This window comes from Streptomyces sp. NPDC006309 (assembly GCF_040613095.1).
Lineage (GTDB): Bacteria > Actinomycetota > Actinomycetes > Streptomycetales > Streptomycetaceae > Streptomyces.
In genome coordinates, this window is record NZ_JBEXRO010000019.1 from 117,549 (window position 1) to 142,160 (window position 24,612).

Annotated in this window: 24 protein-coding genes; 9 read left to right on the top strand and 15 right to left on the bottom strand. The window is 73.8% G+C overall.

Going from position 1 to position 24,612, the window contains the following annotated elements; all coding sequences use genetic code 11:
• Positions 1 to 21: 21 nt before the first annotated feature.
• The gene (locus tag ABZ117_RS23645; protein ID WP_356823729.1) at positions 22 to 1,269 is read right to left on the bottom strand and encodes an ROK family protein; all 1,248 of its coding nucleotides are present in this window, start codon (positions 1,267 to 1,269) and stop codon (positions 22 to 24) included.
• A 49-nt stretch (positions 1,270 to 1,318) separates the two neighbouring features.
• Positions 1,319 to 1,969 (bottom strand): alpha-ketoglutarate-dependent dioxygenase AlkB, encoded by a 651-nt coding sequence (locus ABZ117_RS23650; RefSeq protein WP_356823731.1) that lies wholly within the window; start codon positions 1,967 to 1,969, stop codon positions 1,319 to 1,321.
• Positions 1,970 to 2,048: 79 nt separating this feature from the next.
• Here ABZ117_RS23650 and ABZ117_RS23655 point away from each other — a divergent pair, with 79 nt between their 5' ends.
• The gene (locus tag ABZ117_RS23655; RefSeq protein WP_356823733.1) at positions 2,049 to 3,182 is read left to right on the top strand and encodes a methyltransferase; all 1,134 of its coding nucleotides are present in this window, start codon (positions 2,049 to 2,051) and stop codon (positions 3,180 to 3,182) included.
• Between the two features lie 72 nt (positions 3,183 to 3,254).
• On the opposite strand, the gene ABZ117_RS23660 is transcribed toward ABZ117_RS23655, so the two are convergent.
• Positions 3,255 to 4,166 carry a class II fructose-bisphosphate aldolase gene (locus ABZ117_RS23660; protein ID WP_356823735.1) on the bottom strand — a complete coding sequence of 304 codons (912 nt, stop codon included), beginning with the start codon at positions 4,164 to 4,166 and terminating at the stop codon, positions 3,255 to 3,257.
• A gap of 31 nt (positions 4,167 to 4,197) precedes the next feature.
• Positions 4,198 to 5,079 carry a sugar isomerase gene (locus tag ABZ117_RS23665; RefSeq protein WP_356823737.1) on the bottom strand — a complete coding sequence of 294 codons (882 nt, stop codon included), beginning with the start codon at positions 5,077 to 5,079 and terminating at the stop codon, positions 4,198 to 4,200.
• Positions 5,080 to 5,213: 134 nt separating this feature from the next.
• On the opposite strand from ABZ117_RS23665, the gene ABZ117_RS23670 reads away from it, so the two are divergent.
• The gene (locus ABZ117_RS23670) at positions 5,214 to 5,993 is read left to right on the top strand and encodes a DeoR/GlpR family DNA-binding transcription regulator (RefSeq protein WP_356823739.1); all 780 of its coding nucleotides are present in this window, start codon (positions 5,214 to 5,216) and stop codon (positions 5,991 to 5,993) included.
• 71 nt (positions 5,994 to 6,064) lie between these two features.
• Here the strand turns inward: ABZ117_RS23670 and ABZ117_RS23675 are convergent, their stop codons facing one another.
• Positions 6,065 to 6,460 (bottom strand): luciferase family protein, encoded by a 396-nt coding sequence (locus tag ABZ117_RS23675; protein WP_356823741.1) that lies wholly within the window; start codon positions 6,458 to 6,460, stop codon positions 6,065 to 6,067.
• 580 nt (positions 6,461 to 7,040) lie between these two features.
• On the opposite strand from ABZ117_RS23675, the gene ABZ117_RS23680 reads away from it, so the two are divergent.
• Positions 7,041 to 8,207 carry an MFS transporter gene (locus ABZ117_RS23680; protein WP_356823743.1) on the top strand — a complete coding sequence of 389 codons (1,167 nt, stop codon included), beginning with the start codon at positions 7,041 to 7,043 and terminating at the stop codon, positions 8,205 to 8,207.
• Positions 8,208 to 8,404: 197 nt separating this feature from the next.
• Here the strand turns inward: ABZ117_RS23680 and ABZ117_RS23685 are convergent, their stop codons facing one another.
• Complete coding sequence (locus tag ABZ117_RS23685) at positions 8,405 to 10,036, bottom strand: alpha/beta fold hydrolase (protein ID WP_356823745.1); 1,632 nt, start codon at positions 10,034 to 10,036, stop codon at positions 8,405 to 8,407.
• A gap of 343 nt (positions 10,037 to 10,379) precedes the next feature.
• Here ABZ117_RS23685 and ABZ117_RS23690 point away from each other — a divergent pair, with 343 nt between their 5' ends.
• On the top strand, positions 10,380 to 11,120 hold the full coding sequence (locus ABZ117_RS23690) for a maleylpyruvate isomerase family mycothiol-dependent enzyme (RefSeq protein ID WP_356823747.1): 741 nt from the start codon (positions 10,380 to 10,382) through the stop codon (positions 11,118 to 11,120).
• A gap of 17 nt (positions 11,121 to 11,137) precedes the next feature.
• On the opposite strand, the gene ABZ117_RS23695 is transcribed toward ABZ117_RS23690, so the two are convergent.
• Positions 11,138 to 11,536 carry a MarR family transcriptional regulator gene (locus tag ABZ117_RS23695; protein ID WP_356823749.1) on the bottom strand — a complete coding sequence of 133 codons (399 nt, stop codon included), beginning with the start codon at positions 11,534 to 11,536 and terminating at the stop codon, positions 11,138 to 11,140.
• A 140-nt stretch (positions 11,537 to 11,676) separates the two neighbouring features.
• On the opposite strand from ABZ117_RS23695, the gene ABZ117_RS23700 reads away from it, so the two are divergent.
• Positions 11,677 to 11,970: a DUF6332 family protein gene (locus ABZ117_RS23700; protein ID WP_356823751.1), complete on the top strand. Its 294-nt coding sequence runs from the start codon at positions 11,677 to 11,679 to the stop codon at positions 11,968 to 11,970.
• 213 nt (positions 11,971 to 12,183) lie between these two features.
• On the opposite strand, the gene ABZ117_RS23705 is transcribed toward ABZ117_RS23700, so the two are convergent.
• The gene (locus ABZ117_RS23705; RefSeq protein ID WP_356823753.1) at positions 12,184 to 12,876 is read right to left on the bottom strand and encodes a TetR/AcrR family transcriptional regulator; all 693 of its coding nucleotides are present in this window, start codon (positions 12,874 to 12,876) and stop codon (positions 12,184 to 12,186) included.
• A gap of 126 nt (positions 12,877 to 13,002) precedes the next feature.
• Between ABZ117_RS23705 and ABZ117_RS23710 the strand changes: the two genes are divergently transcribed.
• Positions 13,003 to 13,458: a nitroreductase family deazaflavin-dependent oxidoreductase gene (locus ABZ117_RS23710; RefSeq protein WP_356823755.1), complete on the top strand. Its 456-nt coding sequence runs from the start codon at positions 13,003 to 13,005 to the stop codon at positions 13,456 to 13,458.
• Here ABZ117_RS23710 and ABZ117_RS23715 read toward each other — a convergent pair.
• A complete protein-coding gene (locus ABZ117_RS23715; protein WP_356823757.1) occupies positions 13,448 to 14,689 on the bottom strand; it encodes a geranylgeranyl reductase family protein in 1,242 nt (413 codons plus the stop codon). The two genes, ABZ117_RS23710 and ABZ117_RS23715, sit on opposite strands and share 11 nt — an antisense overlap.
• Positions 14,690 to 14,821: 132 nt before the next feature.
• On the opposite strand from ABZ117_RS23715, the gene ABZ117_RS23720 reads away from it, so the two are divergent.
• Entirely contained in the window at positions 14,822 to 16,177 is a 1,356-nt protein-coding gene (locus tag ABZ117_RS23720; RefSeq protein ID WP_356823759.1) for a dipeptidase, read from the top strand.
• 62 nt (positions 16,178 to 16,239) lie between these two features.
• On the top strand, positions 16,240 to 16,944 hold the full coding sequence (locus ABZ117_RS23725) for an MBL fold metallo-hydrolase (protein ID WP_356823761.1): 705 nt from the start codon (positions 16,240 to 16,242) through the stop codon (positions 16,942 to 16,944).
• Positions 16,945 to 16,957: 13 nt separating this feature from the next.
• Here ABZ117_RS23725 and ABZ117_RS23730 read toward each other — a convergent pair whose 3' ends face one another.
• The 3 genes from ABZ117_RS23730 to ABZ117_RS23740 all read right to left on the bottom strand — a co-directional run bounded on the left by ABZ117_RS23730 (position 16,958) and on the right by ABZ117_RS23740 (position 19,392).
• A complete protein-coding gene (locus ABZ117_RS23730) occupies positions 16,958 to 18,001 on the bottom strand; it encodes an NUDIX domain-containing protein (RefSeq protein WP_356823762.1) in 1,044 nt (347 codons plus the stop codon).
• 152 nt (positions 18,002 to 18,153) lie between these two features.
• Positions 18,154 to 18,345 (bottom strand): hypothetical protein, encoded by a 192-nt coding sequence (locus tag ABZ117_RS23735; RefSeq protein ID WP_356823764.1) that lies wholly within the window; start codon positions 18,343 to 18,345, stop codon positions 18,154 to 18,156.
• A gap of 90 nt (positions 18,346 to 18,435) precedes the next feature.
• Positions 18,436 to 19,392 carry an ROK family protein gene (locus ABZ117_RS23740; protein WP_356823766.1) on the bottom strand — a complete coding sequence of 319 codons (957 nt, stop codon included), beginning with the start codon at positions 19,390 to 19,392 and terminating at the stop codon, positions 18,436 to 18,438.
• Positions 19,393 to 19,596: 204 nt separating this feature from the next.
• Here ABZ117_RS23740 and ABZ117_RS23745 point away from each other — a divergent pair, with 204 nt between their 5' ends.
• Positions 19,597 to 20,646 carry a LacI family DNA-binding transcriptional regulator gene (locus ABZ117_RS23745; protein ID WP_356823768.1) on the top strand — a complete coding sequence of 350 codons (1,050 nt, stop codon included), beginning with the start codon at positions 19,597 to 19,599 and terminating at the stop codon, positions 20,644 to 20,646.
• A 555-nt stretch (positions 20,647 to 21,201) separates the two neighbouring features.
• Here the strand turns inward: ABZ117_RS23745 and ABZ117_RS23750 are convergent.
• From ABZ117_RS23750 to ABZ117_RS23760, 3 genes are all read right to left on the bottom strand, one after another.
• On the bottom strand, positions 21,202 to 22,500 hold the full coding sequence (locus ABZ117_RS23750) for an aldolase (protein ID WP_356823770.1): 1,299 nt from the start codon (positions 22,498 to 22,500) through the stop codon (positions 21,202 to 21,204).
• A gap of 145 nt (positions 22,501 to 22,645) precedes the next feature.
• Positions 22,646 to 23,608 carry an electron transfer flavoprotein subunit alpha/FixB family protein gene (locus tag ABZ117_RS23755; protein WP_356823772.1) on the bottom strand — a complete coding sequence of 321 codons (963 nt, stop codon included), beginning with the start codon at positions 23,606 to 23,608 and terminating at the stop codon, positions 22,646 to 22,648.
• A 53-nt stretch (positions 23,609 to 23,661) separates the two neighbouring features.
• Positions 23,662 to 24,447 carry an electron transfer flavoprotein subunit beta/FixA family protein gene (locus ABZ117_RS23760; RefSeq protein ID WP_356823774.1) on the bottom strand — a complete coding sequence of 262 codons (786 nt, stop codon included), beginning with the start codon at positions 24,445 to 24,447 and terminating at the stop codon, positions 23,662 to 23,664.
• Positions 24,448 to 24,612 lie beyond the last annotated feature (165 nt).

A 24,612-nucleotide genomic window follows, 5' to 3' on the forward strand; every position in this document is an offset into this window, starting at 1 on the left:
GGCCTGTCCACCGCAGACCGCCTACGCGTCCGCGGTCAGCGCGCCCAGTGGGTCGTCCAGGACCGGCTGCCAGGCCAGTTCGGCGGCGCCGACCAGGCTGTTGTGGTCGAGGGTGCACGGGAGGATGGGGACGCCGCCGCTCTGGCCCCACAGACTGCGGTCGGCGACCACCGCGCGGAGCCGGGCGGGGTCGGCGTCCAGGAGGGTGCGGTGGAGGCCGCCGAGGATGATGCGGTCGGGGTTGAGGATGTTGACGAGGCCGGCGAGACCGAGGCCGAGGCGGTCGATGAGGGCTTCGGCGGCGGTGCGGACGGCCCTGTCGTCGTACCGCGTGCGCAGCAGGTCGTTGGCCTGCTGGAGCAGCGACACCTCGGGGCCGGGTTCACGGCCGGCCTCCATGAGCAGGGCCAGCGGGTCGGCCTCCACGTCCAGGCAGCCGCGGCTGCCGCAGTGGCAGGGGCGGCCCTCCGGGTTGACGGTGAGGTGGCCGACCTCCAGGGCGAGCCCTGAACTGCCGGTGTGCAGGCGGCCGTCGAGGACGAGCGCGCCGCCGACGCCCCGGTGTCCGGTGGCGACGCACAGCAGGTCCCGCGCGCCCCGGCCGGCGCCGTGCCGGTGCTCGGCGAGCGCGGCGAGGTTGACGTCGTTGGCCGCGAACGCGGGTCCGGTGATGCCGGCGGCGCGTACGCACTCGGCGAAGGTCCGTGTGACGGGGGCGCCGACGGGCCAGGCCAGGTGCAGGGGGTTGAGGGCCAGGCCGCCGGGTTCGGCGACGGCGGACGGCACGGCGAGTCCGGCGCCGACGCAGCGCCGGCCGGTCGTGCGCAGCAGCTCCGCGCCCGCCTCGACCACGGAGCCGAGCACCTTCGCCGGGTCGGCCTCGACGGTTTCGCAGCCGGGTGCGGTCGCCACGATCCGTCCGCCGAGACCGACCAGCGCGGCCCGGAAGCCGTCGGCGTGGATCTGTGCCGCGAGTGCCACGGGGCCGTCCTCGGCGACGTCCAGCCGGTGCGAGGGGCGCCCCTGGGAGCCGGCCGCCGAGCCGGGCCGGGCGTCCACCGTGATCAGGCCGAGCGCCTCCAGCTCGGCGGCCACCGCGCCGGCCGTCGCCCGGGTGACACCGAGTTCGGCGGTGAGCACGGCCCGGGTGGGGGCCCGCCCGGTGTGCACCAGCTCCAGCGCGGGTCCGAGCGCACCGCGTCCCCGGTCCAGCCGCGCCCTCGAGGTGGTCCTCTCCCCCGCTGTCCGGGGATCCGCCTTGCCGCTCATAGGGGTGAGTCTCCCATGATCCGCAGCTTGGGTGGCGTGTGCCTGCCGGCTAGAGGCCACTCACGCGCAAGGTGACGTTCAGCCGGCCGGTGAGGCCCAGCCCCTGCGGTGCGGTGCCCGGCTGGACCCGCGGCACACCGTGGTAGGCGAGCCGGGACGGGCCGCCGAAGACGAACAGGTCACCGCTGCGCAGGTCGACGTCGGTGTACGGCTTCGCCCGCGTCCGCGTGTTGCCGAAGCGGAACACGCAGCTGTCGCCGAGGCTCAGCGAGACCACCGGCGCGTCCGACTTCTCGTCGCTGTCCCGGTGCATGCCCATGCGGGCGTCGCCGTCGTAGAAGTTGATCAGTGCGATGTCGTACGGCGCGTCGGGGACGGCGTCCGGGCCGAGGGTGTCGGCCACCGCCCGGTGTCCCAGCTCGCCGAGCCAGGCCGGGAACGGTTTCACGGGCGTGCCGTCGCCGTCGACGACCGTGCGGGTGTAGGCGTACGGGTACCAGTGCCAGCCGAGGCAGACCTGGCGCGCGGTCATCGTGCCGCCGCCCGGGGTGCGGACCGTGCGCAGCCCGGCCGGGGGGCGCGCCCACTCCCGGCAGGCGGCGAGCAGGTCGCGCTGCCGCGCTTCGTCCAGCCAGTCCGGGGCGTGCACGGCGCCCGCGGCGATCTCCGCGCGCTCCCGGGGAAACAGCTCCACGTCCATGCGCTCCATACTGCCGCAGGTCCGTCGCACCAGCCCTGAGCTGCGGCTCGGATAGCCTGGACACACGATGAGCGACCCTATGACGACACCGTGGGGCGAGGTCGCGCTGACCCGCTTCCCCGAGGATCCCCGCGACCGGCTGCGTGCCTGGGACGCCTCCGACGCGTATCTGCTGCGGCATCTGGCCGAGGAGAAGGTGCCGTTGTCGGGCACGGTCGTGGTGGTCGGGGACCGCTGGGGTGCGCTGGTCACGGCGCTGGCCGCGCACCGGCCGGTGCAGATCACCGATTCCTTCCTGAGCCGGGAGGCGACCCGGGCGAACCTGGCACGGGCCGGTGTCGAGCCGGGTGCCGTCCGGCTGCTCACCACGCAGGACGCGCCGCCGGAGCGGGTCGACACGCTGCTGGTGCGGGTGCCGAAGAGCCTGGCGCTGCTGGAGGACCAGTTGCTGCGGCTGGCGCCCGGCCTGCACGCGGGCAGCGTCGTCGTCGGCACCGGGATGGTGAAGGAGATCCACACCTCGACGCTGGAGCTGTTCGAGCGGATCATCGGGCCGACCCGGACGTCGCTGGCGCAGCAGAAGGCCCGGCTGATCTTCTGCATCCCGGACCCGGCGCGGGAGCGGCCCGCTAACCCGTGGCCGTACAGCTACGCCCTGCCGGGCGGGGTCGGCGCGGTGTCGGGGCGCACGGTCGTCAATCACGCAGGCGTCTTCTGCGCCGACCGGCTGGACATCGGCACCCGCTTCCTCCTCCAGCACCTGCCCGGTCCGGGCGCGGGCCGGGTGGTGGACCTGGGCTGCGGCAACGGCGTGGTGGGTACGGCGGTGGCGCTGGCCGATCCGGCGGCCGAAGTGCTGTTCGTGGACGAGTCGTTCCAGGCGGTGGCCTCGGCGGAGGCGACGTACAAGGCCAACGGGGTGCCCGGGCACGCCGAGTTCCGGGTCGGGGACGGGCTGGCCGGGGTGGCGCCCGGCAGTGTGGACCTGGTTCTGAACAACCCGCCGTTCCACTCCCACCAGGCGACGACGGACGCGACGGCGTGGCGGATGTTCACCGGGGCGAAGCGCGCGCTGCGGCCGGGCGGCGAACTGTGGGTGGTCGGCAACCGCCACCTCGGCTACCACGTGAAGCTGAAGCGGCTGTTCGGCAATGCCGAACTCGTCGCGAGCGACCCGAAGTTCGTCGTGCTGAGGGCCGTCAGGAAGAGCTAGGCCCCGGCTCCGGCGAGGTCTTTCGGTGGCGTTGTCCGCGGACGCCGCCGTGCGCCGCGGTCCCGGTGGCGGTCAGCTCGGGGGGTGCCGCGGCGACGAGGTGGGGGGTCGTGGGGCGGGTGGCCCGGCGGGGGTACGGGCGAGGACGCCGATGATCCGGGTGACCTCGCGGGCCATCGCCTCCCGGCCGACCCCGAGGTACTTGCGGGAGTCGACGGCCTCGGGCCGGGCGGCGAGGTACGCGCGGATCGCCCCGGTCATGGCGATGTTGAGGGCGGTGCCGACGTTGACCTTGGTGATGCCGGCCCCGACCGCCGCGACCAGCCCCGCGTCCGGTACGCCGGAGGAGCCGTGCAGGACGAGCGGCACGGCGAGCGCGGCCGAGAGGCGCCCGAGCAGGCCGTGGTCCAGGACGGCGGTGCGGGTGGTCATCGCGTGCGTGCTGCCGATGGCGACCGCCAGCGCGTCGACACCGGTGCCGGCGACGAAGTCCCGTGCCTGGTCGGGGTCGGTGCGGGCGCCGGGCGCGTGGGCGTCGAGCGCGGGCCGGCCGTCCTTCCCCCCGATCTGGCCCAACTCGGCCTCGATCCAGAGCCCTTGACCGTGGGCCCAGTCGGCGGCGGCGCGCGTCGCGGCGAGGTTCTCGGCGTACGGCAGCCGGGCCGCGTCGTACATCACCGAGGAGAACCCGGCACCGGGCGCCTGCCGCAGCAGTTCGTCGCTCTGTACATGGTCCAGGTGCAACGCGACGGTTACGGCGGCGCGTTCGGCGGCGGCGACGGCGGCGCGGGCCAGCGGCAGCAGCCGCCCGTAGCGGAACCTGACGGCGTTCTCGCTGACCTGGAGGACGACCGGGGCGCCGGCGGCCTCGGCGCCGGCGATGACGGCCTCGACGTGTTCGAGGGTGACGACGTTGAACGCGGGAACGGCGGACCGGGCCGTGGCGGCGCGGGTGACCAGCTCGCCCGTGGTTACGAGGGGCACGTGCGGGTCCTTCCGGGACGGGGCCGGGGGGTCAGGAGGCGAGGATCACCGAGCGGGTGAGGTGGCGCGGCCGGTCGGGGTCGAGGCCCCGGGCGGCGGCGACGGCCACCGCGAGCCGCTGTACGCGGACGAGTTCGGCGAGCGGATCGAGTCCGCCCTCGATCCACGACGCGCCGGTGGCGCGGACCTGTTCGGCCAGGCCTCCGGGTGCCGTACCGAGCATCCAGGTGGCCGTGCCGTCGGTGGTGACGCTGATCGGGCCGTGCCGGTACTCCATCGCCGGGTAGGCCTCCGTCCAGGCGAGGGAGGCCTCGCGCATCTTCAGCGCGGCCTCGTTGGCGAGTCCGACGGTCCAGCCGCGCCCGAGGAAGGTGAACTGCGCACGTTCCACCAGCCCTTGGGGCAGGGCCGTGGCCAGGGCGGTGCGCGCGTCGGCGACGACGGCGTCGGTGTGCAGTCCCAGGTGGGCGCGCAGGAGGGTGAACGCGGTGGTGGCGAACCGGGTCTGGACCACGGAGCGTTCGTCGGCGAAGCCGAGCACCACGACATCGTCGGCGGCCGACACGACCGGCGTGTCCGGATCCGCGGTCACGGCGGTGGTGCGCGTCCGTCCGCTCAACTTCCCTAGGAGGTCGAGTACTTCAGTGGTGGTGCCGGAGCGGGTGAGGGCGAGGACCCGGTCGTAGGACCGCCCGGACGGGAACTCGGACGCGGCGAACGCGTCGGTCTCCCCCTGTCCCGCGTCCTCGCGCAGTGCGGCGACGGCCTGGGCCATGAAGTACGAGGTCCCGCACCCGACGACGGCGACCCGTTCCCCCCGCTCCGGCAGTGCGTCCCGGTGGCGCCCCGCCTCCCCGGCGGCCCGTGTCCAGCACTCCGGCTGGCTCTTCAGCTCGTTCTCGACATGGGTCATGCCCACACCCTCCCCTAGCTGATTGTTCCTGCAAGATATAGCGATCTTTCGAGCACAATCAAGCATTCGAGCGGGATGCCGGGTGCGCTAGGGTCGCCGGGAGATCGAGGACGGTCAGGGAACGGAGGCCGCGGATGTCCCGGGACGCCCGCTGGAAGGCGCTGCTGGAACTGCTCGTCGAGCGCGGCCGGCTGGAGGTCGAGGAGGCGGCGGCCGAGCTGGCGGTGTCCGCGGCCACGATCCGCCGCGACCTCGACCAGCTCGCCGAGCAGCAGATGCTGGTCCGCACCCGGGGCGGGGCGGTGGTGCACGGGGTGTCGTACGAACTCCCCCTGCGCTACAAGACGGCCCGCCGCGCCTCGGAGAAGCAGCGCATCGCCAAGGCGGTGGCCGAACTCGTCGCGCCGGGCGAGGCGGTGGGACTGACCGGTGGTACGACCACCACGGAGGTGGCCCGCGCGCTGGCCGTGCGCGGTGACCTGGGTACCGGCTCCCCGGCACTGACCGTCGTCACCAACGCGCTCAACATCGCCAATGAGCTGGCCGTACGGCCCCAGTTCAAGATCGTGGTGACGGGCGGGGTGGCGCGCGCCCAGTCGTACGAACTCATCGGTCCTCTGGCGGACGGGGTGCTGGGGCAGATCACGCTCGACGTGGCGGTACTGGGAGTCGTCGGTTTCGACGTCACGCACGGCGCGGCGGCGCACGACGAGGCCGAGGCCGCGATCAACCGGCTGCTGTGCGAGCGCGCCGAGCGGGTGGTGGTCGCCGCGGACTCCAGCAAGCTGGGGCGCCGGGCGTTCGCCCGGATCTGCGGGGCGGAGCTGGTGAACACCCTGGTGACGGACGCGGCGGTGGCACCGGAGACGGTACGGCGGTTCGAGGAGGCGGGTGTCCGGGTGCTGGCGGTGTGAGACCGGTGCGCGCCGCCGACACGGTCCCGCCGCAATGCCGCCGACTCCGGTCCGCGCGCACGGGATTCGCCTCAGAAGGCGCCGAGGTCGGCCTTCACGAACCCGGCGCCCCGCTGGTCGTTGCAGCCGACCAGCGGCCGGTCGGCCGGGTCGGGCCAGGTCAGCTGCGCCTGGAGGGCCACGCTCACCAGGGTCAGCAGCAGGTCGACGTCGCTGGCGGCGTCGAGCCGCAGGGTCACCCACTGGGAGCCGGGCACGATCCTGATCGGCCCCGAACCTCTCAGGTCCTCGGCGAACCGCCGGATGGCCCGGTCGGTGAGCCGCAGATCGACGTCACGCTCCGAGTGGAAGTGGGCGATCTCGCCCCGTGCCGAACACACGGCCTGCCCGAGGCCGCAGCTCGGGGCGGCCGGTCTCAGGTCCGGCCAGGTCGCCAGTTGCGCGAGCGCGCGGAAGGCCAACGTCATGGGCTCATCATGGCGCGCTCACCCGGCCGCAACCAGGTCGTGCGCAAGCATTAACCGACCTGTATCCACAGCGCGTTCCGGAACTCGCACATTCATCCGTGTCCCGAACGGGACTTCGCTCACCTGCACCCCGGCTCGCCTCCGGAACGCGCGCCGGCCACCGTGACGCCCGCCCTCCGGGTCCCTGTGACACCCGTGGCGCACCGGTGCTGCGACCGACCCGTCAGGCCGTGTCGTCGAACTCCCGCCTGCTCCACGACGCCATGCACGCACTCTCGCCGCACCGGGCCCAGACCCGAGTACGTCCAGTACGAGAGTCAGGACCCGGCACGCCGGGAGCACGCACCTGACGCCGCAGAGCCCGCCCTCCGGGCGAACGGCGGGAGTTCGACGACACGACCTAGCAGCTCATGTCGGTCGTCCCCGAGGCGACCGCCCGGCCGGCCGCGGCCTCCGGCCGGCCGGTCGGAGGCCGCGGCCCCGCCGTCCTCCGGGGGCGCCAATTCCCTTGCCCCCCTCCACGGCCCGCCCCTACGCTGATTTTGTGCCGCAAATAAACAAATCCCGACCGCACAGCGTCGTGCCGGGCCCGAACCTGACCGCGCTCCGTCTGGCGATCACCGCCTTCTTCGCGCTGGACGGCTTCCTCTTCGCGGGGTGGGTCGTCCGGATCCCGGACATCAAGCAGCAGACGCACGCCTCCGCCGGCGCCCTCGGGCTCGCCCTGCTCGGGGTCTCCGCGGGTGGCGTGCTCACCATGACGCTGACCGGCCGTTTCTGCCGTCGCTACGGCAGCCGTCCGGTGACCGTCGTCTGCATGGTGGTGCTCGCGCTCAGTGTCGCGCTGCCCCCGCTGACCCACTCGGCGCCCGCGCTGGGCGCCGTCCTGCTGCTGTTCGGCGCGGCCTACGGCGGCGTGAACGTGGCTTTCAACAGCGCCGCCGTGGAGCTGGTCGCCGCCCTGCGCAGGCCGATCATGCCGAGCTTCCACGCCGCCTTCAGCCTGGGCGGGATGACCGGCGCGGGCCTCGGCGGCCTGGTGGCCGGCGCCCTCTCCCCCACCCGGCATCTGCTCGGTCTCACCGTGACCGGGCTGCTCGTCACGGCCGTCGCCGGGCGCGCCCTGCTGCGGCACGAGCCGCCGGTGCCGCCGGAGCGGACCCCGCTGTCGCCGGCGGAGCCGGACGGCGGCGCGGCCGGGCGGACGCGGGGGCTGGTCGTCGTCTTCGGCCTCGTCGCGCTGTGCACGGCGTACGGCGAAGGCGCCATGGCCGACTGGGGCGCGCTCCACCTCCAGCAGGACCTCGCGGCCTCCGCCGGTACCGCGGCTGCCGGGTACGCGTGTTTCACGCTCGCGATGACCGTGGGCCGGCTGACGGGCACTGCACTGCTGAACCGCCTGGGCATGGCCCGCACCGTGATCGCCGGCGGCACCGTCGCGGCGGCGGGCATGCTGCTCGGCTCGCTCGCGCCCTCCGTGTGGATGGCGCTCACCGGTTTCGCGGTCACGGGGCTCGGGCTCGCCAACCTCTTCCCGGTCGCCGTGGAACGGGCGGGTGCCCTGGCCGGCCCGTCCGGTGTCGCCGTCGCCTCCACGCTGGGATACGGCGGCATGCTGCTCGGGCCGCCCGCGATCGGCTTCATGGCCGACTGGTTCTCCCTGCCCACCGCGCTCACCAGCGTCGCCGTCCTGGCCGCCGTCGCCGCGGTCATCGGGGTGGTGACCCGCCGGGTGCTGGACCGCTGACGCCGGGCCGGGCTCGGGGGCGCTGACGCGCCCTGGCGAGCAACACCGTCGCCGCACCGAGCCCCTCCCCCGGTGCCGCGCCCGAGCCTCCCGGTGCCGCGCCCGGCCGACCGCCCCGGCCGGTGAGGCCGCGGACCGGCCCCAGCGCCGGCCCGGAGGGCACGCGGGCGGGGACGGGAACGCCGTACCGGGGTGATTCAGAAGTCGGTGCCGGCCAGCCCGCCGCCGCCAGTGGCGACGCCGCCGACCGGCTGGGGTGCGGCGTCGGCGAACGGCGGTGCGTCCGGCCGGCACGTCGTTCCGGCCGCTGGCAGGGCGCCGCCGACGAGGTAGGGGCTCTCGTGGGCCTTGACGCAACTGCTGGGGTTGAGCAGCGCGGTGTGCCCGTACCCCTCGTCGGTGAGCAGGCGGGCGTCGGCCAGGTCCCCGGCCATGCTCTGCGCGTCGGCGTAGGGGGTGGAGGGGTCGTAGACGTTGCCGACCACCAGGACGGGGTGTGCCGTCGGCTTGTTCCACGGGCCGCGGTAGGGGTCGGCGGCGACCGCGGGCCAGGCGGCGCAGCCCTCGGCGGCCCAGGCCCACAGGCGTCCGGCGTCGCCGGCGCGGGCCGCGGCGGCCTCCTCCAGGGCGTGGTACGCGCCGGGGTCGCGCGGGTTGGGGCTGTCACCGCAGAGGACCGCGCCCGCCTGTTCGTCGCCCAGGTACGGACGCGGTTGCGGGACCGCCGGTGCGGGCGGGGGCGGGGCCGGTTTCGCGACGCGGCCCCGCCACAGGTCCTGGAGTCTGCCGGCGAGTTCGGTCCACCCGGGATGGACGACGTAGAGGCTGTTCACCACGTCGCCGACCGTCCGGCCGTAGGTCCACGCGCCCACGGGGCGCTCCCGCAGCCGTCGGATCAGCTGGTCGAACTTGTCCCGGGTCGCCTGTGCCTCGCCGGCGGAGAAGGCACAGCGCGCGGTGCCCGCCGTTCCGCACAGCGAGAGGAACTGGTCCAGGGTCGCCGCCGCGGTACGGTCCGAGCCCATGCGCAGGAAGGTGGTGAGCCGGGGGGCGGCGCCGGACGCGTGGTCCGTCCAGGCCTGTGGGGCGATGCCGCCGTCGAGGATCATGGCGCGGACCCGGCCGGGGAAGAGGTTGGCGTAGGTGGCGCCCAGGATGGAGCCGTAGGAGATGCCCTGGTAGTTCAGCCGGGACTCGCCCACGGCCCGGCGGAGCTGGTCGAGGTCGCGGGCGGTGTCGGCGGTCGACACGTGGCGCAGCAGTACGGGGTCACGCCGCTCGCAGCGCCGGGCCAGATCCCGGTAGGCGGCGATGAACGCCGTCCGCTCCTGCGCGCCGACCGGGAAGCCCGCCGCCTTGCCCGCGCTCCAGTCGGCGGCTTCCTCCGCGCTCGCGAAGCAGTTCACCGCGGTGCTGTTGCCGATCCCGCGGGGGTCCCAGCTGACGATGTCGAACCGTTCCCGCACCTCGCGCGGGAGGAGCGGGTAGTCCTGGGGCATCTGGACCGTTCCGGGGCCGCCGGGGCCGCCGGGGTTGAAGAACAGGGTGCCGATGCGCCGGCCGGGGCCGGTGGCCTTCCGTTTGATGACGGCCAGCTCGATGGTCCGGCCGCCCGGGTCCGCGTAGTCCAGCGGAACCCTCGCGGTCGCGCAGTCGAAGGCGCTGGCCCGCGCGCAGCGACTCCAGTCCAGCCGCGGGGCGGGTGGCGAAGGCGGTCCGCCGGCCGCGGCGAGGTCCTGCCCGGTCAGTACGTTCACGCAGGTCACCAGCGCGGCGAGGATCACGGCGTACCGTCGGCGGCCCGCCGTGGCGGCGCGTATGAGAGGCATGGGCACACTCCGTCCGTCCTTCTTCCCGTGGCTGAGCAACCCGGAGCACCCTGAGCACTCGGAGCACCCGGGGCGCCTGCCGGAAGCCGGGCCCCGGACCCTCGGCGCGAGTCCGTGTCAACGACACAGCGGTTCGGCGGCGGGCGCGAGGCGGCGCACCCGAACGGACGACCTGTCCCGGCCCGGCACCCCGCGGGTGCTGACCGGCGCCGGCGGCCTCGGCCGCGCGACCATGCGCGGGAGAGCACCCGCGACCCGCACGCCCCCTCCAGGCACCCCGTCGCGCCAATGCTCGCGCACCCCGACCCCGTTGGAGCCGGCAGCGTCCGGCACACTCGGCCCTATGGAGACTGCTGAGTATCTGGAGACCCTGGACCGTGAGGGACGGCTGCTGGCCGACGCGGCCGAGGCGGCGGGGACCGACGCCAAGGTGCCGACGTGCCCGGAGTGGCAGGTGCGTGATCTGCTGCGGCACACCGGTGGGGTGCACCGGTGGGCCACCGCCGTCGTCGCCGGGAAGCGCACCGAGGGCGGCCCCTTCGGCGAACCGCCGGAGCTGGACGGCGCCAGGCTGGTGGCCTGGTACCGCGAGAGCCATCGCCTGCTGCTGGACACCCTGACCGCCGCGCCCGCCGATACCGAGTGCTGGACGTTCCTGCCGCTGGCCGGTCCGTCGCCGTTGGCGTTCTGGGCCCGCCGGCAGGCGCACGAGACGACCGTGCACCGGTACGACACGGAGGCGGCCCGTGGGGGTACGCCGTCCCCGGTCGCGCCCGACTTCGCGGTGGACGGCATCGACGAGTTGCTGCGCGGCTTCCACGCGCGCTCCCGCAGCCGGCTGCGCAGCGAGGAGCCCCGGGTGCTGCGGGTGCGGGCCGCGGACGCGGGGGCGGACGCGGTGTGGACCCTGCGGCTCACGGCCGAGCCACCGGTGTGCGTGCGTGCGGCGGACGGTGCGGCCGAGGCCGAACTGTCGGGACCCGCGGACCAGTTGTACCTGGCACTGTGGAACCGGCGGGCGGTGCCGCAGGTGTCGGGCGACCGGTCGCTCGCGGCGCTGTGGCAGGAGCGCGCCGTGATCTGACGTGGCATCAGCCGATATCAGCCGGCGTCGGTCAGCATCCGGGCCAGCACCGCGCGTTGCACCGGCCGCACCTCCGCGTGCAGCGCGCGCCCCTTCGCCGTGAGCGACACCCGCACCCCGCGCCGGTCGTCGGGGCACATGGTCCGCTCGACGAGGCCGTCCTTCTCCAGGCGGCCGATGAGCCGGGAGAGCGCGCTCTGGCTGAGATGGACGCGGTCGGAGATCTCCTGCACGCGGTTCGCGCAGCCGCCGTCCACCGCGGCACCCTCGGCGAGCAGGTCGAGGACCTCGAAGTCGCTGGCGCACAGGCCGTATGCGTGCAGCTCACGGTCGAGTTCGCATTGCGTGCGGGCTTGCAGGGCCAGGATGTCCCGCCACTGCTCCACGAGCGCCTGTTCGGCCTTCTTCGCCGCCATGGGCGCACCGTAGCAGAGAAATGGTTTTGTTGCGCGGTAATCAAATGCGCCTGCATGTAATCCCCGCGGCCCGAATCCCACGCGTGTGCGCCCGGCGGCAGATGGTTGTCCGACGGGCACACCTCTGTGAAACTGACGGAATGTACACATACGGGGGACGCCGCACCAAGGCCGAACAGGACGCGGCCACGGTGGAGATCGGGTACGCGCTGGTCAGCGCCGCGTTCGCGGCAGCGGTGCTGTTCGGAGCCGTGGCCGGCCCCGCGCTCCTGTTCCACCTGCCGCCCCTGCCGACCACGGTGCTGCTCCGGCTGGGCCCGGCCGTCGCCGCGGTGGTCTTCGTGGCCCGCGTGGTGAGCGTGCTGGTCCGCTTCCAGCAACGGACCCGGTCCGACCGGCCGGCACCGGACGACGAGAGCCAGGGCCTGTCGTGAGCCGGGCCGGGTGACGGGAAGTGCCCCCGCACCTGGCAAGCACGCCGCTCAAGGCTGGATCGGTCGCACCCCGGCAGGCACGCCGCCCAGGCAGGCTCAATCACGTGTACCCCCGGCGAACACGCCACTGAGGCCGGATGGGTGACGGGCACCCCCCCGGCAGACACGCCACTGAGGCCGTATCGATGACGGGCACCCCCGGCAGACACGCCGTCAGGCCTGGGTCAGACCCACCCCGTGCGCGAGCCGGGTGGCCGCGTGGCGGAAGAACGGGGCGCGGTCCTCGACCACCCGGTGGAACTGGCCGAACACCTCGAAGCCGACCAGCCCGAAGAGCTGGGCCCAGGCGGCCACCAGCGCCACGGCGGCCTCGGGCGGCAGCCCGGGGGCGAAGTCGGCGGCCATGCGCTCCCCCTCGGGGTGCAGCCCGGCGGGGAGGGGCGGGACGGTCAGGCCCGACTCCTGGTGGGCCTCCCGGACGATGCCGATGAGGACCAGACCGACGCGGGCCGCGGCCCGGACGGTGGTGTCGGGGGCCGAGTATCCGGGCACGGGCGACCCGTAGATCAGCGCGTACTCGTGCGGATGGGCGAGCGCCCAGTCGCGGACCGCTTCGCACACGGCCGTCCAGCGGTCCAGGGGCGGGGCGGCGGACGCGGCGTCCCGGGCCCGCTCCGCCGCCTCGCCGAGGGCGTCGTAGGCGTCGATGATCAGGGCGGTCAGCAGGTCGTCGCGGCTCGGGAAGTAGCGGTACACGGCCGACGAGACCATGCCCAGTTCACGGGCGACCGCGCGCAGCGAGAGCTTGGCCGCGCCCTCCGCGACCAGCTGTCCGCGCGCCGCCCCCTTGATGGCCGCGGTGACTTCCTGCCTGGCCCGCGCGCGGGCGCCCTGTGCGGTGCTCATGGCAGAAGTGTGCCACGGAAAGGAGAGCGGTGCACACAAAAGAGAGCATCGCTCTTGTCCAGGTGCGCCGTGTGCCCCACACTGGAGAAGAAGAGAGCACCGCTCTCCCGAATCGTGGGGGTCATCATGTCGTCGTCTTCGCCGTACTACCTCAAGGGCAGCCCGCTGAACGTCCGCTTCAACAGCGTGATCGGCTGGCTCGCCCGGCACGGGTTCAGCCTCGCGGGGAGCGCCGAGATGTCCGTGCGGGGCCGCAAGAGCGGCCAGATGCAGCGCGTCCCGGTCAACCCGCACACGTACGACGGCGGGCAGTACCTGGTCTCGGCGCGCGGCCACTCCCAGTGGGTGCGGAACATGCGTGTCGCGGGCGGCGGCGAACTGCGCGTCGGCCGCAAGGTGCGCGCCTTCACCGCGGTGGAGCTTCCCGACGCGGAGAAGCTCCCCCTCCTGCGGACCTACCTGGAGAAGTGGGGCTGGGAGGTCAACCAGTACTTCGCCGGGGTGACCTCCGCGTCCACCGACGCGGAGATCATCGCCTGCGCCCCCGACCACCCGGTCTTCCGGATCACCCTCACGAACTGACGGGCTCCTCCACCGGCATGGCCTGCGCCTTGTCCAGCCGGGCCAGGGCACGCTGGGCAAGGGGGTGCGCGCGGACCATCTCACCCAGCGTGGTCGAGCCCTGCGTGATGTCGCGGAACGCCCGCCACGCCGGACGGAAGCCGGTGAGGGCGGCGTGGAAGAGGCCGGGGCGCTTCTCGAAGACCGCGAGCATCCGCTTGCCGACGCTCATCTCGACACCGAGCCCCGCCTTGACCGCGAACGCGTAGTTCAGGGCCTGGCGGCGGGCGTCGACGGCGTCGTGCGACTCGGCGATCCGTACCGCCCACTCCCCCGCCAGCCGGCCCGAGCGCAGGGCGAACGAGATGCCCTCACGGGTCCACGGCTCCAGCAGCCCCGCCGCGTCCCCGCAGACCAGCACCCGGCCGCGGGACAGCGGCGAGTCGTCGGCGCGGCAGCGGGTCAGATGCCCGGAGGACAGGGACGGTTCGAAGCCGGCCAGGCCGAGCCGGGCGGTGAAGTCCTCCAAGTAGCGCTTGGTGGCGGCCCCTTCGCCACGCGCGGAGATCACACCGACCGTCAGCGTGTCCCCCTTCGGGAACACCCAGCCGTAACTGCCGGGCATCGGGCCCCAGTCGATGAGGACCCGGCCCTTCCAGTCCTCGGCGACCGTCTCCGGCACCGGGATCTCCGCCTCCAGGCCGAGGTCGACCTGGTCCAGCTTCACGCCGACGTGGGCCCCTATCCGGCTGGCGCTGCCGTCGGCGCCGACGACCGCGCGGGCCAGCACCGTCTCCCCGCCCTGGAGGACGACGGCGACCGTGCGCCGGTCCGGCACCGCCGAGCCGTGCTGCTCGACACGCTGCACCGTGACGCCCGTACGCAGCTCGGCGCCCGCCTTCTGGGCGTGCTCGACCAGCTGCTGGTCGAACTCGGGACGGTTGATCAGCCCGAACAGCATCTGCTTGGAGCGGCGGGTGCGGGTGAAGCGGCCGTTGTGGGAGAAGGTGACCGCGTGCACCCGGTCCCGGAAGGGCAGTTCGAAACCCGGCGGCAGCGCGTCGCGCGAAGGTCCGATGATGCCGCCACCGCACGTTTTGTAGCGCGGCAGCTCGGCTTTCTCCAGCAGCAGTACGCGCCGTCCCGCGACCGCGGCCGCGTAGGCGGCCGAGGCCCCCGCGGGTCCCGCGCCCACCACGACGACGTCCCACACCCGCTGCACGTCGTCCGCCGAAGAATTGTCGCCGCTCACGATGGTCTACCGCTCCGATCAAGCCGCCGCCGAAGTGTCCCCCGCATCCTACGGCGGCCGTCCGCGCAGGCCACTGTGGGAGGATCGGTGGACTCACCCCCGTACAACGTCGCACCCACGAGGAGCGTGCCCATGTCGTCGAATCCGGTCGCCGAGACCGTGGCCTCGCTGCTGCCCCGGGCGAAGGAGGAGCTGGCCGAACTGGTCGCCTTCCGATCGGTGGCGGACTTCACTCAGTTCCCGGAGAGCGAGAGCGAGGCCGCCGCGCACTGGATCGCCGAGGCGCTGCGTGCCGAGGGCTTCGCCGACATCGCCCTGCTGGACACCCCCGACGGCACCCGGTCGGTGTACGGCCGGCTACCCGGCCCGGAGGGCGCGAAAACGGTTCTTCTGTACGCGCACTACGACGTCCAGCCGCCGCTGGACGAAGCCGGCTGGACCACTCCGCCGTTCGAGCTGACCGAGCGCGACGGCCGCTGGTACGGCCGCGGGACCGCCGACTGCAAGGGCGGTTTCCTCATGCACCTGCTCGCGCTGCGCGCCCTCAGGGCGAACGGCGGCGTGCCCGTGCACGTCAAGGTGATCGTGGAGGGTTCGGAGGAGCAGGGCACGGGCGGCCTGGAGCGGTACGCCGAGCAGCACCCCGAGCTGCTGGCGGCGGACACCATCGTCATCGGCGACGCGGGCAACTTCCGGGTGGGCCTGCCGACGGCCACGACCAGCCTGCGCGGCATGACGATGGTCCGGGTGCAGGTCGACACCCTGGCCGGCAACCTGCACTCGGGCCAGTTCGGCGGCGCCGCCCCGGACGCGCTGGCCGCGCTGATCCGGGTCCTGGACTCGCTGCGCGCCGAGGACGGCTCCACCACCGTCGACGGGCTGGGGGCCACGGGGACTTGGGACGGCCTGGAGTACACCGAGGAGCAGTTCCGGGAGGACGCCAAGGTGCTGGACGGCGTCGGACTGATCGGTTCCGGCTCGGTCGCCGACCGCGTCTGGGCCCGCCCGGCCGTCACGGTCATCGGCATCGACTGCCCGCCGGTCGTCGGCGCCACCCCCTCCGTGCAGTCCCGCGCCCGCGCCCTGATCAGCCTGCGGGTGCCGCCGGGCGTGGACGCGGCGGAGGCCACCAAGCTGCTCCAGGCCCACCTGGAGGCCCACATCCCGTGGGGCGCCCGGGTCACCACCGAGCAGACCGGGCAGGGCCAGCCGTTCAGCGCCGACACCTCCAGCCCCGCCTACCGGGCGATGGCCGACGCGATGGCGGTGGCCTACCCGGGCGAGACCATGCAGTACGCCGGCCACGGCGGCTCCATCCCGCTGTGCAACACCCTCGCCGGCCTCTACCCGCAGGCGGAGATCCTGCTCATCGGGCTCAGCGAGCCGGAGGCGCGGATCCACGCGGTCGACGAGAGCGTGTCGCCCGAGGAACTGGAGCGGCTCTCGGTCGCCGAGGCGCTGTTCCTGCGCAACTACGCGGCCGGCTGAACCGTTCTGCCCACGGCAGAGGGGCCTCGCCGGGCGGGCGGGGCCCCGCTTACGGTCGGCGCATGGACGTCATCCAGCTCCTCCCCCGCCTGCACCTCCTGCGCTTCCCGGTCGGCCAGGCCTATCTCTGGCGCGACGGCGACGAGTTGACGCTGATCGACGCGGGCACGCTCGGCTCCGGCCGGGCCGTCGCCGACGCGGTCACGGCGCTCGGGCACGCGCCGCGGGACGTACGGCGCATCGTGCTGACCCACTTCCACGAGGACCACGCGGGCGGGGCGGGCGAGCTGGCCGCGCTGACCGGTGCCGAGGTGCTGGCGCACGAGCGGGACGCCCCCTTCGTACGAGGCGCACTCCCGGGCCCTCCGCCGCGGTTCGAGGAGTGGGAGCTGCCGCTCCACGCGGCGGCGGCCGCGCACCTGCCCGAGGGCCAGCCGGTGCCACCGGCCGCCGTCACCGGCCTGACGGGGGGCGAGGTGCTGGACTTCGGCGGTGGCGCCCGGGTGCTCCACGTCCCGGGGCACACGGACGGCAGCATCGCGCTGTTCCTGCCCGCCGAAGGAGTGCTGTTCACCGGGGACACGGTCGCGGCCGCACCGGCCGACGGAACGCCCATGCCCGGGGTGTTCAACCTCGACCGCGCCCGACTCCTCCAGTCCGTCCGGACGTTGGCCGGTCTTGAAGCGGAGGTGGCCTGTTTCGGGCACGGTGACCCGGCGGTGGGAGGCGCCGCCGCCGCACTGCGCCGGGCGGCGGCCACCGCCTGACCGGGGCCGGCGGTCAGCCGACCGGCACCCCGGCCTCCAGATAGAGTGCGGTGCCCCGCTCGCGCGCCCGCAGCGCCCAGCGCAGCCGCTCGTAGCGGACCGGCGGGAGCATCGCGGCGGCCTCCTGCTCGGTGGCGAAGCGCCAGGCGCGCAGCTCCGGGCCCGGCAACAGCACCCGGGACGCCTGCGCGGGCGCCAGCCGGCCGCCGTCGAACAGCAGCCGCAGCCCGCCGTATCCGGGCGGCGCGGGCCGCTCCCAGTCCACGACGAGCAGCCGCGGCACCTCCCGCAGCCGTATCCCCGTCTCCTCCGCGACCTCCCGCATCCCGGCGCGGGCGGGGGCCTCGCCCCGTTCCACCACCCCACCGGGGAACTCCCAGCCCGGCTTGTAGGTGGGGTCGACGAGCAGCACCCGGTCCTGATCGTCGAAGAGCAGCACCCCGGCGGCCAGCGTCTCGGCGGTCGGCTCCGGGGTCTGCACTATGTCGCAGGCGGGTACGGCACCACTGCCGACGGCGTCGGCGATGCGCACGGCGGTGTCGTACGGGGTGAGGGCGCTGGTGTCGACGAGGTGGGCGTCGGCGGTGAGCCAGGAGGCGAGGGCGGCGCGGTAGTGCTCGATGTGGCCGTAGGACCACTGCCGTGTCCGCAGCTCGCCGTCGGGGAGGTCGGGCGGTATCTCCCGACCGGCGGTCCGCTCGCGCAGGATCGTTTCCGCCGGGGCGAGGAGCAGGTGGTGCACGGCGATCCTGCGGGCGGCGAGACCGCCGAAGATCTCGTCCCGGTAGTCCTGGCGGAGCAGGGTCATGGGCACGACCAGGGTGCCGCCCAGGTCGGCGAGCATGGCCGCGGCGGTGTCCACCACCAGCCGGCGCCAGACCGGCAGATCCTGGAAGTCGCCGACCTCGGCCAGGCGCTTGGGCGGCAGCAGGTGTGCGAGCGCCCCGCCGATGACCTCGGGGTCGAAGAGCGTGCTGTGCGGGATCAGTTCGATCAGCTCCCGTGCGGCGGTGGTCTTCCCCGCACCGAACGCGCCGTTGATCCAGACGACGGTCACGGACTCCCCCTCTTCTGTTGGCCCCCTGTGGCTTGCCCGCTCCACCCTGCCACGGAAACCCCCTCCCGGTGAGGGCGCCTGTCCTCACACAGGAATGTGCCGGTGCCCCCTGCTGCGGGGACACCGGCACGCGCTCCGTACGTGCGTCGGCCCTACTCCTGGCCGAGATCCTCCTGATCGACGGCCAGGCTGTCCTGGCTGATCAGGTGACCTGCCGTGTCGAGGGTGTCCGAGACGCTCAGGTCACCGAGGGGGCCGGCGTCGGCCGCGTGGGACGGGGTGACGGCGGCCACGACGAATCCGGTGGCGAGGGTGGCGAGGGCCAGCATGCTGCGCTTCTTCATGCCCTGATCAACTACGGAACCGGCCGGGGGTCACGCGGAACACCCCGGCCGTGCCGGTCCGACGGCCGTACGGGGGCGGAGGCGCGTTGGTCACAGGCTCACCGCGGTGGCGTCCGTCCTCCTGATCAGGGCTGCCGCGGCGGCGCCGACCAGGCCCGCGTCGGTGCCGGTCCGGGCGGGCACGACCGTCAGCCGCTGGACGAAGGACAGGGCCGCGTAGTCGGCCAGAGCCCTGCGCAGGGGGGTGAAGAGGATGTCGCCCGCCTTGCCGACGCCCCCGCCGATCACGGCGATGTCGATCTCGACCAGGGTCGCGGTGGCCGCGATACCGGCCGCCAGCGCCTGCGCGGCCCGCTGGAAGGAGGCCATGGCGACCGGGTCGCCGGCGCGGGCCGCGGCGGCCACCGCGGCGGCCGAGGCGTCACCGTCGGGGCCGGGCCGCCAGCCCTGCTCCAGGGCCCGGCGGGCGATGTTGGGCCCGCTGGCGATGCGCTCCACGCAGCCGCGCGAGCCGCACGGGCAGGGGTCGCCGTCCAGGTCCACGCTGATGTGGCCGATGTGCCCGGCGTTGCCGGTCGGGCCCGGGTGCAGCCGGCCGCCCAGCACCAGTCCGCCGCCCACCCCCGTCGACACCACCATGCACAGCGCGTTGTCATGGCCGCGCGCGGCGCCCTGCCAGTGCTCGGCCGCCGTGATGGCGACGCCGTCGCCGATCAGCTCGACCGGCAGGCCGCCGGTGGCCGCGCGTACCCGTTCGACCAGCGGAAACTCACGCCAGCCCGGCACGTTCACCGGACTGACGGTGCCCGCCGAGGCGTCCACCGGGCCGGCACTGCCGATGCCGACCGAGGCGGCCCGTCCCCACAGGGGTGACCCGGCGAGGTCGCCGAGCACCCCCGTCACGGCCCGCATGACCGTTTCGCCGTCCTGCTGCGCGGGCGTGGCGCGCTGGGCCCGGGCCAGGATCCGTCCGTCGCCGTCCACCAGCGCGCCGGCGATCTTGGTGCCGCCGATGTCCAGGGCCGCCACGAGGTCGGTGTGCGTCAAGAGTCAGATCTCCCCGTTGGAACGTGAAAGCGGAATGCCGGAGGCCGGACATGCGGTGGGGGCGCAGGCCGGGACAGCGGTGGACAGTCTCTCCCGCATCTGACAACGTTGTCCAGGCTCTATGCTCGACGCCACATCCTCATACAGGACCACGGATCGCACCACCGCCGTGGATGAGACGGACGACAGACAGGACAGCGCCCCGTGCCCGAGACCACCCGCCGTGCAGAACGCCTCCCCGGAAACCGGTACGGCAACCGCCCGACGATGAAGGACGTGGCGGCACGCGCCGGTGTGGGCCTGAAGACGGTCTCCCGCGTGGTCAACGGCGAGCCGGGGGTCACCCCGGACACCGAGCGCCGGGTACAGGAGGCCATCGAGGCGCTCGGCTTCCGCCGCAACGACAGCGCCCGCGTGCTGCGCAAGGGCCGCACGGCGAGCATCGGCCTGGTCCTGGAGGACCTCGCGGACCCGTTCTACGGCCCGCTCAGCCGTGCCGTGGAGGAGATCGCCCGCGCCCACGGCGCCCTGCTGATCAACGGCTCCAGCGCCGAGGACCCGGAGCGCGAGCAGGAGCTGGCGCTGGCGCTGTGCGCGCGCCGGGTGGACGGCCTCGTGGTGATCCCGGCCGGGAACGACCACCGCTACCTGGAGCCGGAGATCAGGGCCGGGGTGGCGACCGTGTTCGTGGACCGCCCGGCCGGGCTGATCGAGGCCGACGTGGTGTTGTCCGACAACTTCGGCGGTGCCCGCGACGGCGTCGCCCACCTCATCGCCCACGGCCACCGCCGGATCGGGTTCATCGGTGACATGCCGCGCATCCACACCGCGGCCGAGCGGCTGCGCGGCTACCGGGCGGCCATGGAGGACGCGGGCATACCCGTCGAGGGGCGCTGGATGTCCCTCGGCACGACCAGCCCGGAGCGGGTGCGGCGGGCGGCCGAGGAGATGCTGTCCGGGCCCGACCCCGTCACCGCGGTCCTCACCGGCAACAACCGGGTCACGGTGACGGTGATCCGGGTCCTCGCCGGGCACTCCCGCCGGACCGCGCTCGTCGGCTTCGACGACATCGAGCTGGCCGACCTGCTCCAGCCGGGGGTCACGGTCGTCGCACAGGACGCGGCGACGCTGGGCCGAACCGCCGCCGAGCGCCTCTTCCGCCGGCTGGACGGCGTCCCCCTGGCACCCGAGCGGATCCTGCTGCCGACGCGGCTCATCACCCGCGGCTCGGGCGAACTGCCGCCCGCGGACTAAACCACTCCCTGGAAGACCCGGCGCCCTGGAGGGTGCGCCTCCGCCTGGGGGCCGGCCCTCGCCGTGGCCCCGACCCTCGCCGTGGCGCGGTCCTCGCCGTGGCACATCCTGCCGTAGCGCGGGGTCATGGCCGTGGCGCCGGTCGTGGCCGTGGCGCGGCCCTCGCCATAGCACGGGCCACAACTGCGGCGCGCTCCCCGCCATAGCGCCGGTCATGGTTGTGGCACCGGCCCTCGCCGCAGCACCGGCCACAGCTGCGGCGCCGCCCCTCGCCGCAGCACCGGCACAGCTGTCGCACGGTCCCGCCACGGCGCCGGTCGTGGCCGTGGCGCCGGTCACGGTCGTAGCACCACCCCTCGCCGCAGCACCGGCCACAGCTGTGGGGCGCTCCCCGCCGTAGCGCCGGTCGTGGCTGTCGTGCCGGTCCTGGCCGTGGCGCCGCCGGTCCTCGCCATGGCCCCCCGGCCGACCGGCCGCCGGCCCGTCCGGGCACCGGCACGTCACCTCCCGCCTTCCTGCCGCCCCGGGCCCTTGGCGGCCCGTGGCCGGGCCCTTCTACTGCGCGGAGGCCGTCAGGTCGCCGCGCCGGGGTGCGGCGAAGCTCTCCAGGTCGGCGCGGGTCAGGCCGGTGAGGCGGGCGACCTCGGCGATGTCCAGGGCGCCGCAGTCCAGGCCGCGCAGCAGATAGCCGCTGAGGGCCTTGGCGGTCGCGGGCTCGTCCATGACGTCGCCGCCGGCGCGGTGGGCGTACCGGGTCAGGCGGGCCGCGGCCTGTTCGAAGCCCTCGCGGTAGAACGCGAAGACGGCGGCGTAGCGGGTGGGGATGTGGCCGGGGTGCATGTCCCAGCCCTGGTAGTAGGCGCGGGAGAGGGCGCGGCGGGTGAGGCCGTAGTGCAGCCGCCAGGCGTCGTGGACCTTCTCGGTCGGGCCGACCGGCAGGACGTTGGTGGAGCCGTCACAGACGCGGACGCCGGTGCCGGCCGCGGCGACCTGCATGACGGCCTTGGCGTGGTCGGCTGCGGGGTGGTCGCCGGCCTGGTGAGCGGCGGACACGCCGAGGCAGGCGCTGTAGTCGAAGGTGCCGTAGTGGAGTCCGGTGGCGCGGCCCTCGGCGGCCTGGATCATACGGGCGACGGTGGCGGTGCCGTCGGTGGCGAGGATGGCCTGGCTGGTCTCGATCTGGATCTCGAAGCCGAGGCGGCCGGCGTCCAGGCCGTGCACCTTCTCGAAGGCCTCCAGGAGGCGGACGAACGCGCTGACCTGCTCGGCGTACGTCACCTTCGGCAGGGTGAGGACCAAGCCGTCGGGCAGGCCGCCGGCCTCCATCAGGCCGGTGAGGAAGACGTCGAGGGTGCGGATGCCCCGGTCGCGTACGGCGGCCTCCATGCACTTCATGCGGATGCCCATGTAGGGCGCGGCCGTGCCGTCCCGGTACGCCTCGGCGATCAGTCGGGCCGCGCGGGCCGCCGCCGCGTCCTCCTCGGCGTCGGGGCGGGGGCCGTAGCCGTCCTCGAAGTCGACGCGCAGGTCCTCGATGGGCTCGCGCTCCAGTTTGGCGCGGACGCAGGAGTACACCGGTTCGGCGAGGTCGTCGGCGAGGCCGAGGACGGCCGCGAGGGAGGCGGCGTCGGGGGCGTGGGCGTCGAGGAGGGCGAGTGCCTGGTCGCCCCAGGTGCGCAGGGTGCCGGCGGTGAAGGCGTCGCCGGGTACGTAGACGGTGTGGACGGGCTGCCGGGTGCCGGGATCTCCGGGGTAGCGGCGTTCCAGCTCCGCGTCGACCGGTGCGAGGGAGGCACTGATCTCCTCGCTGACGGCGCCCGCGAGGCTCGTCGACACCTTCTCCTGCTGACCCATCCCACACCCTCCGACTTTCCGCTCTCCGGAATCAACAATCCGTAGAATGAAGTTATCCGGCGCGCTTCCCGCTGGTCAACACCGTGTCCAGGATGCGCCGAGGCCCCCGTGACCGCACCGGTCACGGGGGCCTCGTACAGGGGGCTCAGCCCTTGCGGGCCTTGACCTCCTCGGTCAGCTGCGGGACGACGTCAAAGAGGTCACCGACCACGCCGAAGTCGACCAGCTCGAAGATCGGGGCCTCGGCGTCCTTGTTGACGGCCACGATCGTCTTGGAGGTCTGCATACCGGCACGGTGCTGGATCGCGCCGGAGATGCCGTTGGCGATGTACAGCTGCGGCGAGACCGACTTGCCGGTCTGGCCGACCTGGTTGGTGTGCGGGTACCAGCCGGCGTCCACCGCGGCGCGCGAGGCGCCGACGGCCGCGCCGAGGGAGTCGGCGAGCGCCTCGATGAGCGAGAAGTTCTCGGCGCCGTTGACGCCACGGCCGCCGGAGACCACGATCGCGGCCTCGGTCAGCTCCGGGCGGCCCGTCGACTCGCGCGGGGTGCGGCCGGTGACCTTGGTGCCGGTGGCCTGCTCGGAGAAGGTCACGGACAGGGCCTCGACCGCACCGGCGGCCGGGGCGGCCTCGACGGCGGCCGAGTTCGGCTTGACCGTGATGACCGGGGTGCCCTTGATGACCCGGGACTTGGTGGTGAAGGACGCGGCGAACACCGACTGGGTGGCCACCGGGCCCTCGTCGCCGGCCTCGAGGTCGACGGCGTCGGTGATGATGCCGGAGCCGATGCGCAGCGCCAGGCGGGCGGCGATCTCCTTGCCGTCGGCGGAGGACGGGACCAGCACGGCGGCCGGGGAGACGGCCTCGTGGGCGGCCTGGAGGGCGTCCACCTTCGGCACGACCAGGTAGTCGGCGTACTCGGACGCGTCGTGGGTGAGGACCTTCACCGCGCCGTGCTCGGCGAGCGTGGCGGCGGTGTCGGCGGCGCCGTTGCCGAGCGCGACGGCGACGGGCTCGCCGATGCGGCGGGCCAGCGTCAGCAGCTCCAGGGTGGGCTTGCGGACGGCACCGTCCACGTGATCGACGTAGACGAGGACTTCAGCCATGGGATTGCTCTCCTGCGTAACGAAGTTGAGGGGCGGTCGGCGGGGGCGAGCCCTTAGATGAACTTCTGGCTCGCGAGGAACTCGGCGAGCTGCCTGCCGCCCTCGCCCTCGTCCTTGACGATCGTGCCGGCCGTACGGGCCGGACGCTCGGTCGCGGTCTCGACCTTGGTGAACGCGCCGTCGAGACCGACCTCCTCGGCCTCGATGTCCAGGTCGGACAGGTCCCAGGACTGCACCGGCTTCTTCTTCGCCGCCATGATGCCCTTGAAGGACGGGTAGCGGGCCTCGCCGGACTGGTCGGTCACGGAGACGACCGCCGGGAGCTGCGCCTGAAGCTGCTCGGAGGCGGCGTCGCCGTCGCGGCGGCCCTTGACCGTGCCGTCCTCGACGGAGACCTCGGAGAGCAGGGTGACCTGCGGGACGCCCAGGCGCTCGGCGACCAGCGCGGGTACGACGCCCATGGTGCCGTCGGTGGAGGCCATGCCGGAGACGACGAGGTCGTAGCCGGCCTTCTCGATGGCCTTGGCCAGGACCAGGGAGGTGCCGATGGCGTCGGTGCCGTGCAGGTCGTCGTCCTCGATGTGGATGGCCTTGTCGGCACCCATGGACAGGGCCTTGCGGAGCGCATCCTTGGCGTCCTCGGGGCCGACCGTCAGGACGGTGACCTCGGCGTCGTCCGCGTTCTCCGCGATCTGGAGGGCCTGCTCCACGGCGTACTCGTCCAGCTCGGAGAGCAGACCGTCCACGTCGTCGCGGTCGACGGTCAGGTCATCGGCGAAGTGCCGGTCGCCGGTGGCGTCGGGCACGTACTTCACAGTGACAACGATCCTCAAGCTCACGCCGGCTCTCCTACTGCATCGTCTTTTTCCGGGCTGCCTCTTGCAGGCAGCATAGGCGCCTGAAGCGGCCGATCCCGGTCGGGGCGTCCGCGCGCTCCGACCGAAATATTACTCGTCAGTACACCCAGTTCCTGCCCGCTAAGCAAGCGCTTTGAACTGTGACCT